General features: G+C 69.8%; 12 protein-coding genes and 1 pseudogene. 6 read left to right on the top strand and 7 right to left on the bottom strand.

Going from position 1 to position 10,414, the window contains the following annotated elements:
- The 4 genes from PV363_RS12215 to PV363_RS12200 form a co-directional block, all read right to left on the bottom strand.
- Positions 1-717 (bottom strand): epoxide hydrolase (locus PV363_RS12215; RefSeq protein ID WP_301022449.1); only part of this gene is annotated, 717 nt, incomplete at its 3' end.
- Positions 717-1,538, bottom strand: a complete 822-nt coding sequence (locus PV363_RS12210; protein WP_301022448.1) for a helix-turn-helix transcriptional regulator — start codon at positions 1,536-1,538, stop codon at positions 717-719. The genes PV363_RS12210 and PV363_RS12215, both read right to left, overlap by 1 nt.
- Before the next feature lie 48 nt (positions 1,539-1,586).
- Entirely contained in the window at positions 1,587-1,976 is a 390-nt protein-coding gene (locus PV363_RS12205) for a hypothetical protein (RefSeq protein ID WP_220341715.1), read from the bottom strand.
- Between the two features lie 32 nt (positions 1,977-2,008).
- Positions 2,009-2,344 (bottom strand): YnfA family protein, encoded by a 336-nt coding sequence (locus PV363_RS12200; protein ID WP_220341714.1) that lies wholly within the window; start codon positions 2,342-2,344, stop codon positions 2,009-2,011.
- Between the two features lie 114 nt (positions 2,345-2,458).
- Here PV363_RS12200 and PV363_RS12195 point away from each other — a divergent pair, with 114 nt between their 5' ends.
- The gene (locus PV363_RS12195; protein WP_301022447.1) at positions 2,459-2,950 is read left to right on the top strand and encodes a methyltransferase domain-containing protein; all 492 of its coding nucleotides are present in this window, start codon (positions 2,459-2,461) and stop codon (positions 2,948-2,950) included.
- Positions 2,951-2,977: 27 nt separating this feature from the next.
- A complete protein-coding gene (locus PV363_RS12190) occupies positions 2,978-3,625 on the top strand; it encodes an MBL fold metallo-hydrolase (protein WP_220345112.1) in 648 nt (215 codons plus the stop codon).
- Positions 3,626-3,669: 44 nt separating this feature from the next.
- On the opposite strand, the gene add is transcribed toward PV363_RS12190, so the two are convergent.
- Complete coding sequence (gene add, locus PV363_RS12185) at positions 3,670-4,731, bottom strand: adenosine deaminase (protein WP_301022446.1); 1,062 nt, start codon at positions 4,729-4,731, stop codon at positions 3,670-3,672.
- Positions 4,732-4,859: 128 nt separating this feature from the next.
- Between add and PV363_RS12180 the strand changes: the two genes are divergently transcribed.
- The 4 genes from PV363_RS12180 to PV363_RS12165 all read left to right on the top strand — a co-directional run bounded on the left by PV363_RS12180 (position 4,860) and on the right by PV363_RS12165 (position 9,290).
- A complete protein-coding gene (locus PV363_RS12180; protein WP_301022445.1) occupies positions 4,860-6,389 on the top strand; it encodes a UDP-N-acetylglucosamine 1-carboxyvinyltransferase in 1,530 nt (509 codons plus the stop codon).
- Positions 6,390-6,582: 193 nt separating this feature from the next.
- Positions 6,583-7,374 carry a glycerophosphodiester phosphodiesterase gene (locus PV363_RS12175; RefSeq protein ID WP_301022444.1) on the top strand — a complete coding sequence of 264 codons (792 nt, stop codon included), beginning with the start codon at positions 6,583-6,585 and terminating at the stop codon, positions 7,372-7,374.
- On the top strand, positions 7,371-8,762 hold the full coding sequence (locus tag PV363_RS12170) for an MFS transporter (protein WP_220341710.1): 1,392 nt from the start codon (positions 7,371-7,373) through the stop codon (positions 8,760-8,762). The genes PV363_RS12175 and PV363_RS12170 overlap by 4 nt, the downstream gene beginning before the upstream one ends.
- Before the next feature lie 126 nt (positions 8,763-8,888).
- A complete protein-coding gene (locus PV363_RS12165) occupies positions 8,889-9,290 on the top strand; it encodes an RNA polymerase-binding protein RbpA (RefSeq protein ID WP_220341709.1) in 402 nt (133 codons plus the stop codon).
- A 99-nt stretch (positions 9,291-9,389) separates the two neighbouring features.
- Here the strand turns inward: PV363_RS12165 and PV363_RS12160 are convergent, their stop codons facing one another.
- On the bottom strand, positions 9,390-9,932 hold the full coding sequence (locus PV363_RS12160) for an FxsA family protein (RefSeq protein WP_220341708.1): 543 nt from the start codon (positions 9,930-9,932) through the stop codon (positions 9,390-9,392).
- 43 nt (positions 9,933-9,975) lie between these two features.
- A pseudogene (locus tag PV363_RS12155) lies at positions 9,976-10,414 on the bottom strand (dolichol-phosphate mannosyltransferase); the annotation flags it as partial.

Below are 10,414 nucleotides of genomic sequence, written 5' to 3'. Positions count from 1 at the left end.
CGACTCCTGCCAGGCCCGGCGCTCGAGGTCACCCAGCGCCGTGCGTTCGGCGGCTGTCGGCGGTGAGGGGTCGTCGGGGTCGGGACCGGCCAGCGGTGGCACCAGGTGGATGCCTGCCACATGATCGGGATCGAGGCGCCCGAGCGCGCTGCTGACGCTCGTCCCCCAGTCGCTGCCTGCGGCGCCGTAACGGCGATATCCCAGCCGCTCCATCAGCCGTGCCCACGCGCCGGCGATGCGGTCGACGCCCCAGCCGGTGGTCGTGGGTCTGCCGCTGAATCCGTACCCCGGCAGGGAGGGCACCACGACATCGAAGGCGTCCTCCTCCGCTCCCCCGTGCGCCGTCGGATCCGTGAGTGGATCGAGGAGGTCGAGGAACTCCAGCACCGAGCCCGGCCAGCCGTGTGTCAGCACCACCGGCAGCGCAGACGGGTGGGGCGAGCGGCGGTGAAGGTAGTGGACGTCGAGCCCGTCGATGCACGTACGGAACTGCGGGACAGCATTGAGGCGCGCCTCGGTCACCCGCCAGTCGTAGTCCTCTGCCCAGTAGCGGCACAGGTCTTGGAGGTAGCCCCGCGGAATACCCTGCGACCAGTCGGAGACCGGCTCCGCCTCCGGCCATCGAGTCCGGCGCAGACGGTCGCGCAGATCCCCGAGCGCGTCGTCGGGTACGTGGGCACGGAAGGGGGTGATCGCCGCCTCCGCCGCGCGGTCCATCAGCCGGCCGTGACCTGGACGTGCTGGCCGAGCCACCGGCGCGTCGTGTCGTCGGCCGGGACGAAGGTCTCGATCGCCAGCTCCGACAGGGTCACGTCGATCGGTGTGCCGAACGTCGAGATGATCGAGAGGAACGTCAGCACGTCGTCGCCGACACGAACGACCAGCGGCACGAACACCTGACCACCATCAGGCGCCCGCGCGTCCGACGTCACGGGGACCTCGTACCCCGCGAGCTCGTCGCGGAGCGCCAGCATCTCGACGTCCCCCTGCGCCTGCGCCATGCGACTCAACCCGGCGAGCACCGCCTCGCGCCACTGCGCGAGATTGACCAGGTGCGGCGCGAGACCGTCCGGGTGGAGTGTCAGGCGAAGCGCGTTGACCTGCCCCTCGAGCAGGGAGGGCGAGGCGAGCGCCGCCAGGGCGCGTACGCCGGCGTTGGCGTCGACGATGTTCCACAACCGGTCGACAGCGAGCGCGGGGTACGGCTCGTGCGCGACGAGGACCTCACGCACCGCAGAGCGCGCCGCTTCGAGGTCGCGGTGCTCGAGTGGGCGCTCGGGGAAGGCGGGCGCGAATCCGCCGGCGAGCAGCATCCTGTTCTGCACTCGCGTCGGCACGTCCAGTGCTGCCGCGAGGCGGAGGATCATGTCGCTGCTCGGCCGTGACCGTCCTGTCTCCACGAAGCTGATGTGGCGCGTCGAGATCCCGGTCTCCGACGACAGCGCGAGCTGGCTGTAGCGGCGCCGCGTCCGCCACGTCCGCAGCAGGTCCCCCAGGGCGCGCTCCCCGGGCTGCCTCGTCACGGTCTCCGTCGTCACGGCTCCCACTCTGGCGCATCCACCGTCCAGCGACCATGACCTGAGAGGTCATCGAAGCTGCGAGATCGTACGCGGTAAGACCGCGGGCGGCGAGGGCTGAGCACGGACCCAGTCCTTCACGGCCGGCGCCGTCACGGCGAGGAACGCGAGGGCACACATCGTCATGGCAGCGAGCACACGGTGCTCCTCCGCCGTGAGAGCAGAGCCTCCGTGCACGACGTAGTAGGTCCATCCCCACACGGCGAAGAGCGCCCAGAAGGCAGCGCCGAAGGCGAAGACCGTACGCGCCCACCTCACGCCGCAGGCAGCCAGTGCGAGGAGCGCGAGCGGCACCGCGGCCCTGCCCATGCTCGCCAGCTGGCCGGCCGCCAGCGTGCCGCCCGCGGCGATCACGAACATCCGCCGCGTCTCCACCGGCATGGCGCGAGGGCTCTTCACAGGTGGGAGAGTATCGGCGCGGTCAGGGCGTGTCACGCATTCCGTGGGGCGTACATGATGAGCCCGACGCCGACGAGGCACACCAGCGCCCCGGCGACGTCCCAGCGATCGGGTCGGAACCCGTCGGCGACCATCCCCCACGCCAGCGAGCCGGCGACGAACACTCCCCCGTAGGCGGCGAGGATGCGGCCGAAGTTGGCGTCGGGCTGGAGCGTCGCGACGAACCCGTACGCTCCGAGCGCCACCACGCCTGCACCGATCCACGCCCATCCCCGGTGCTCGCGCACACCCTGCCAGACCAGCCAGGCACCGCCGATCTCCAAGAGTGCTGCCACGCCGAACAGGACGATCGAGCGCATCACCGACATCGAGAGCTCCTTCGGGAAGGCAGAGAGCTCGATGATCCCAGCTCGGGAACGGTCGACACACCGGTGGGCCTCCCCCCTTGGGACAGCGCCGCGACCTCGTGCCAGCATCGGCATGTGCGAAATGAGAGGCCCCCCACCGTCAGCCCGCGACGTACGGCGGTGCCACCGCTGTGCTCCACCGCGCTCGCGCTCGTCGGACCCGGCAAAGGCCGTACGGCCGTCGTCGTCGGATGTGCCGCCGGCGCCGAGGCGACCGCCCTCCTCGAGCTCGGCTGGACCGTCATCGGCATCGACGAAGACCCAGCCACGTGCGACGCCGTACGTGCGCGAGCCGGCACCGAGGCGCTCGACCGCCTCACCCTGGTCGCCGAGAGCCCGCCGCAGCTGAGCGGTCTCCCCGACGCCGACCTGGTGCACGTGCGTTCCGCACTGCTCAGATCGGGCTCCGAGCAGCTCTGGGCGCACATCCAGGCTGCGCTGCGGCCGGACGGCCTCGTCGCTGTGAGGCTCGGCGAGAGCAACGTGTCGAGGTTGCGAGGGTGGGAGACGCTGAGCGAGCGGTGGGTGGCTCCTCACGTCCTCGAGGTCGTCGCACGTCGACGGTGATCGGCGCGCGCGGGGTTAGATAGGGCCATGGACATCACGCGCTTCGGCCACTCCGCCCTCCTCGTCGAGTCTGGACCGCACCGGGTCCTCATCGACCCCGGCACGTTCAGCCGCGACGAGGCCTTCTCCCTCACCGGGCTGGACGCGATCGTCGTCACCCATCAGCACCCCGACCACGTCGATCCGGCCCGCATCGAGCGCCTGCTCGCCGCCAACCCCGACGCCAGGCTGCTCGCGGAGCCGCAGACGGTCGCCGCGTTGGGCGGTCTGGGCGTCTGGCAGCCGCTCGCGGCCAACGTGACCGTCGAGCTGGGACCGTCGCTGACCCTCACGGGCATCGGCTTCGAGCACGCGGTGATTCACCCCGACATGCCCCGGATCGGCAACGTCGGCGTGCTCGTGGAAGCCGAGGACACGCGCCTGTTCCACCCCGGCGACTCCTACGAGTCGGTCCCTCGGGCGGTCGACGTCCTGGCTGTCCCGCTCAGCGCCCCGTGGGCGAAGGTGAGCGAGACGGTCGACTTCGTACGGGCGGTGGCGCCGCGGGTCGTCTTCCCGATCCACGACGGCACCATCTCCGACCTCGGCTATCCCATCTACTGGGGCCGGGTGGCCGAGATGGGCGGCGCAGAGGAGGCCCTGCTGCTCGGGTCGGACGGCACGGCGACGGTGTGAGATGAGCACGGGCGTCGCCGCCTGAGCCGGGACGAGGCCGCCGGTCAGGACTCCAGCATCGCCTCGGCGACGACCGCGTCGATCTCGTCACGGAGCGCGAGCTTCAGCGCGTCCGGCGCGAACGAGACGTCGACCGCGGTGCGGGCGACGTCGGCGAGGTCGGCGAGACTGAGGCCGAAGACGTCGTGGGCGAGCTGGTACTCGTGCTCGAGGGTCGTGTCGAACATGCCCGGGTCGTCGCTGTTGAGCGTGACGACGACACCCGCCTCGCGCAACGCGACGAACGGGTGCTCCTGGAGCCTGGCGACCGCGCCCGTCCGTAGGTTCGAGGTCGGCGCCACCTCCAGAGGGATGCGGCGGTCTGCCAGCTCTGCGACGAGGGCCGGGTCGTCGACCGCCCTGATCCCGTGTCCGATCCGGACGGCTCCGAGCGCATCGAGCGCGTCGCGTACGGTCTCGGCTCCGGTCGTCTCGCCGGCGTGCGGGACGCTCCCGAGACCGATCGCCCGGGCTCGCGCGAAGACCTCGGCGAACTGGGGGCGAGCGACGCCGATCTCGGGGCCGCCCAGGCCGAACCCGACGGTTCCCGAAGGCGCGTACTTCTCGACCCAGTCGATGGTCCGCTCCCCCGACACCACACCGAGCTCGCCGGGGATGTCGAAGATCCACGCCAGCTCGACGCCGCTCTCTCGAGCCCGCTCCCGTCCGCCGACCAGCGCCTGGGCCAGGGCGTCGGGTTCGATCCCCATGAGGAGCTGGCTGTCCGGGGTGACGGTCAGCTCGGCGTACCGGATGTTCTGGGCCGCCATGTCCGCCCCGACTCCCGCGACGAGGTCCTCGACGTCCTCGGGGGTGGTGACGAGCTGGTTGGTCTGGACGTAGACCTCGATGAAGTGGGCGAAGTCGCGGAAGCGGTAGAACTCCCGGAGTGCCTCGATCTCGACCGGGACGCCGACCTGGGGGTGTCTGCGCGCGAGCCCGAGAACGGTCTCGGGAGATGCCGCTCCGAGCAGGTGAACGTGCAGCTCAGCCTTCGGCAGAGCATGCAGGAACGGGTTCACAGGACGGTCGCTGCCAGTCGGCGACACGGCGGTGGGGTTGCTCACCGCGCCATTGAACCACCCCGTACGGTGGGTCGAGGTGCCTTCGCCGTGGCGCGGGCAGCCGTGACCGTACGAGGTATCACACCTCGTGTCCTCGACGATTATCTCATATCTGAGATACGGTGGAGCCCATGACTGACGACTACCTCACTCGGATCGGGAACCTCATCCGAGATGCGCGCAAGCACCGCGGGATGACCCAGGCGGACCTCGCAAATCTCCTGAAGACGAGCCAGAGTGCGGTGAACCGCATCGAGCAGGGCCAGCAGAACCTCTCCCTCGAGATGCTCGCCCGCGTCGGCGCCGCCCTCGACTCGGAGTTCGTGGCCTTGGGCACGTCCGGTCCGAGCCACCTGCGCGTGGCGGGCGAGACGAAGCTCTCCGGCGCGATCGACGTCAAGTCCTCCAAGAACGCCGGCGTCGCGCTTCTGTGCGCCGCTCTGCTCAACGAGGGCCGGACGACGCTGCGCAAGGTCGCACGCATCGAGGAGGTCAACCGGCTCCTCGAGGTGCTGCAGTCGATCGGGTTCAAGACGACGTGGATCGGTGACGAGGGCGACCTCGAGCTGATCCCGCCGGCATCCCTCGACCTGACGTCGATCGACGCCGAGGCCGCACGCCGTACGCGCAGCATCATCATGTTCCTCGGCCCGCTGATGCACCGCGAGCAGTCGTTCGAGCTGCCGTACGCCGGCGGCTGCGATCTCGGCACCCGCACGGTGGAGCCGCACATGACGGCACTGCGTCCGTTCGGCCTCGAGGTGAAGGCGACCGAAGGCAGCTACCAGGCGACCGTCGACCCGTCGGTGTCGCCGACCCGTCCGATCGTGCTCACCGAGCGCGGCGACACCGTCACGGAGAACGCCCTGCTCGCGGCGGCCCGCCACGACGGCACGACGCTGATCCGCAACGCGAGCCCCAACTACATGGTCCAGGACCTGTGCTTCTTCCTCGAACGGCTCGGGGTCGTCATCGAGGGCATCGGCACGACGACCCTCCGGGTCACCGGGCGTCCGCGGATCGACGTGGACGTGGAGTACGCGCCGAGCGAGGACCCGATCGAGGCCATGAGCCTGATCACGGCCGCGATCGTGACCGAGTCGAAGATCACCGTCCGCCGCGTGCCGATCGAGTTCATGGAGATCGAGCTCGCGCTGCTCGAGGAGATGGGCTTCGCCTACGACCGCAGCGAGGAGTACCTCGCGGAGAACGGCCACACCCGGCTGGTCGACATCACCACGTACCCGTCGGTGCTGCACGCCCCCATCGACAAGATCCACCCCATGCCGTTCCCCGGCCTCAACATCGACAACCTGCCGTTCTTCGCAGTCATCGCCGCGACCGCCTCGGGCACGACGCTCCTGCACGACTGGGTCTACGAGAACCGCGCGATCTATCTGACGGAGCTCAACAAGCTCGGCGCCAACGTCAAGCTGCTCGACCCGCACCGCGTGCTCATCGAGGGCCCGACCCGGTGGCGCGCCACCGAGCTCGTGTGCCCGCCGGCGCTGCGGCCGGCGGTCGTCATCCTGATCGCGATGCTCGCGGCCAAGGGCACGTCGGTGCTGCGCAGCGTCTACGTGATCAACCGTGGCTACGAGGACCTCGCGACGCGCCTGAACGCGCTAGGGGCCGAGATCGAGACGTTCCGCGACATCTGAGGAGTGAGGCGAGGGTGGTCGGCGAGGGACGAGCCGGCCACCGGGAGCCGAGCCCCGCAGGATGGCGCGACAGAAGGCACCGCGACATCTGAGGAGTGAGGCGGAGGTGGTCGGCGAGGGACGAGCCGGCCACCGGGAGCCATGATGTCGTCGAAGAACCGACAGACGAGCCAGAGGGCTGCATACTAGGGCGGTGACAGCCGCGGTGCCGCCCTTCCTCGCCTCGCCGAAGCCCTTGGCGTACGCCCATCGTGGTGGCGCACACTACGGTCCGAACCTCGGCATCGAGAACTCTCTGGCGGCGTTCGAGAACGCCGTACGACTGGGTTACACCTACCTCGAGACGGACGCGCGGGTGTCGTCGGACGGCGTGGTGTTCGCGTTCCACGACGCGTCGCTCGACCGCACCACCGACCACCGTGGGGAGCTCGCCCGGCTCCCCGCCTCGACGATCGAGCGCGCCCAGATCGGCGGACGGGAGCCCGTTCCGCTGCTCCGAGAAGTCCTCGACGCCTTTCCGGACGTGCACGTCAACATCGACGTCAAGGAGATGGCAGCGGTCGCGCCCACCCTGCGGGTGATCGACGACGCGAGGGCCGGCGAGCGCGTGTGCATCGCGTCGTTCTCGCACCGTCGTCTCTCCCGGGTCCGTGCGCTCGCGCCGTACCTCGCCACGTCCGCCTCTCCCCCGGAGATCGCCCGCATGTCGGTCCGTCCGTGGCGGGTGCTTCCGTGGCTGCGCCGGCTGGGGGCGTCGTGCGTGCAGGTGCCGACCCGGCAGGGGTGGCTGTCGATCGTCACGCCTCGGTTCGTCGAGACCGCCCACGATCTCGGTCTCGAGGTCCACGTGTGGACGATCGACGACCCCGACGACATGAACCACCTCCTCGACCTCGGGGTCGACGGGCTGATGAGTGACCGCATCGACGTCCTGAAGGACGTCCTGACTGCCCGCGGGCAGTGGACCGGAGGAGACGCACGATGACGACGGCACAGACGAGCGGCCCGACCCCGGCAGCGGCCCGACGCCGGGAGCAGCGTGCGTGGTACTGGTACGACTGGGCCAACTCCGCCTACATCACCAGCGTGGGGACGGTGCTCATCGGCCCCTATCTCACCTCGGTCGCCGAGCGGGACGCGTGCGGTCGGGTCGGCACCGTCGACGACCCGTGCACAAGCCGGGTCGACCTTCTCGGACTCGGTCTGTCGGCCGGCTCGCTGGTGTTCTACGTCGTCACCTTCGCGACGCTGCTCTCCGCGGTGGTCCTGCCGATCGTCGGAGCCGTCGCCGACCGCGTCGAGTCCAAGCGCACCCTGATGGCTCGCCTCGCGTGGGCCGGCGCCCTCGCGACCTGCTGCATGTTCCTTGTCGCCGGCAGCAACTGGCAGCTCGGCGCGGGTCTGCTGATGGTCGCGAACCTCTGCATGGCTGCCTCGTTGACGGTCTACGACGCGATCCTGATCGACGTCGCCGAGCCGGACGAGCGCGATCACGTGTCATCCCGGGGCTGGGCCGTCGGCTATCTGGGCGGAGGGGTGCTGCTCCTGCTCAACCTCGGCCTCGTCCTGGGAGCGGGCGACGTCGTCGGGACCGACACGGCGGTCCGCATCAGCCTGCTCTCGGCCGGTATCTGGTGGGGTGGGTTCACGATCGTCGCGTACCGAGGGCTTCGCGACCATCCGCCGGCCGACCTCGTCGCCGCCGACCCCGAGCATCGACCCGGACTGGTCCAACGCAGCTTCGGGCAGCTGTGGACGACCCTGAAGGACCTCAGGAGATATCCACAGACGCTGCTCTTCCTCGTCGCCTACCTCTTCTACAACGACGGCATCCAGACCGTCATCTACTCCTCTTCCATCTACGGGCAGAAGCAGCTCGGCTTCTCGCAGGAGGTTTTGATCGCCACGATCCTCCTCGTCCAGTTCGTCGCGATCGCGGGCGCTCTCTTCTTCGGGCGCGTGGCACGCAGCGTCGGAGCGACCCGGACGATCATGGGCGGACTCGTCGTGTGGATGGTCATCGTCTGCGTCGGATACGTCCTGCCTGCAGGCCAGGTCGTGCCCTTCCTCGCGATGGCGACGGGGATCGGCATCGTGCTGGGCGGCACGCAGGCGCTGTCGCGCTCCTTGTACTCCCAGATGATCCCCAAGGGACGCGAGGCCGAGTACTTCAGCCTCTACCAGGCCGCCGAGCGAGGGACGAGCTGGCTCGGTACGCTGGTTTTCGGCCTCGTCCACCAGCTGACGGGGTCGTACCGTCCGGCGATCTTCGCGCTGATCGTGTTCTTCCTGGTCGGATTCGTACTCCTGACGCGGCTCGACCCCCGACGTGCGATCCGCGAGGCCGGCAACACCGTCCCCGCCGTGGTCTGACGGCGTGGCCTAGGACACGATTCGCTCTCAGGGGAATCTCACGAGCCCCCGATACGTTGGACAGCGTGTACGGAAACGGACACGTCTCGTACCACCATGTTGTGATTCATTGTCGGGAGGGCATTAATGGCTGAACGCGCACTCCGGGGGGCGCGCCTCGGAACCCAGAGCTTCGAGGACGAGCGTGGCGTCGAGATGGCGCCGCGGCAGGACGTCGAGTACGTCCTCCCTGACGGTAAGACATTCACGATCACGATGGCCGACGACGCGGAGATCCCCGCCGAGTGGGAGGACCCGCGCACCGGAAAGATCGGTCGCCTCGTCGACGGCACCGAGCCCGAGCACAAGGACGTCAAGGCCCCGCGTACGCACTGGGACATGCTGCTCGAGCGGCGTTCGATCCCCGAGCTCGAGGAGATCCTGACCGAGCGCCTGGAGCTTCTGCGCGCCGGCGAGATCGGCCCGGCGCACCTGCACCGCCCGGCGAAGTCCAAGGCCAAGGCCAAGGCTCGCAAGCGTACGGCCTGACCGACAAGCTCCCGACCTGATCCCCCGGATCGCCTGGGTCGCACCGTCTCCCCCCATGGTGCGGCCCAGGCTTTTGTCTGTGCCCGGGCCTGCCGGCGTTTACGGGGTCGGCGGTGGGAAGGTCCGCTGCGGTGTGTTCGGCGCCGGAGCGGGTCGCGCTCGGCTGCCCGGCAGGTCGTCGTCCTCGATGACCTCGCCCTGGACCACCGTGCTCGACGCGTCCGCGGGACCGGTGCGGCCACCTCGGCTCGTTGGGCGGCCGAAGCGGTCCACGACCACCCAGGCGCCCTGGCTCTCGACCCATCGTCGTGTCCGGCTGCGCACGAGCCGACGGACCGGCGGCAGCATCAAGAGGAGCCCGGCGAGAGCGGTGAGGAATCCGGGTACGGCGAGGAGGATGCCGGAGAGCACGGTCAGCGCTCGCCCGTCCCCACCGGTCGGCACCGCACCCTCGCGGGCGGCCTGACGCATCGCCTGCCAGCCACGACGCCCGGCCTCGCGCAGGACGAGCACCCCCACGACGGTGAGGGCGAGGAGGACGAGCAGCGTGGGGCCGACGCCGATCAGCCGGCTCACTCCCACCGCGACGGCGATCTCCGCCACGGGCAGCAGCAAGAACGCGGCTGCGATACCTCGACGCATCGACTTCCCCTCTCGCCCCGGGACGCTCAGAACTCTCGGTGCCTTACGACGAGCGTACGCGGCGCAGCCAACGGGTGCGGTCGTGCAGTCCCCAGCCCGTCACGCGCCAGAGCGCCTCACGGACGATCCCGCCGTCCATCTTTGACTCCCCCGCCACGCGCTCGACGAACGTGATCGGGACCTCGCGGACGTCGTACCCGGCACGGACCGCGCGCCGGGCCAGGTCGACCTGGAAGCAGTAGCCCTGCGACGCGATCTCGTCACCCAGCAGGTCCTTGAGGACCGCGCCTCGGAACGCCCGGTATCCCCCCGTGGCGTCACGCAGCGGCAGACCGAGCGCCACTCGCGCATAGAGATTGCCGCCGCGTGAGAGCACCTCGCGCTGCTTGGGCCAGTTGACCACCGAACCCCCGTCGACCCAACGTGAGCCCAGGACGAGATCGGCACCGGCGTCGATCGCGTCGAGGAGACGATAGAGCTCC

Source organism: Mumia sp. (genome assembly GCF_028803055.1).
In the GTDB taxonomy this organism is placed as follows: domain Bacteria; phylum Actinomycetota; class Actinomycetes; order Propionibacteriales; family Nocardioidaceae; genus Mumia.
Note: the sequence above shows the minus strand (reverse complement) of the source record. Positions and strands in the feature narration are given on the sequence as shown.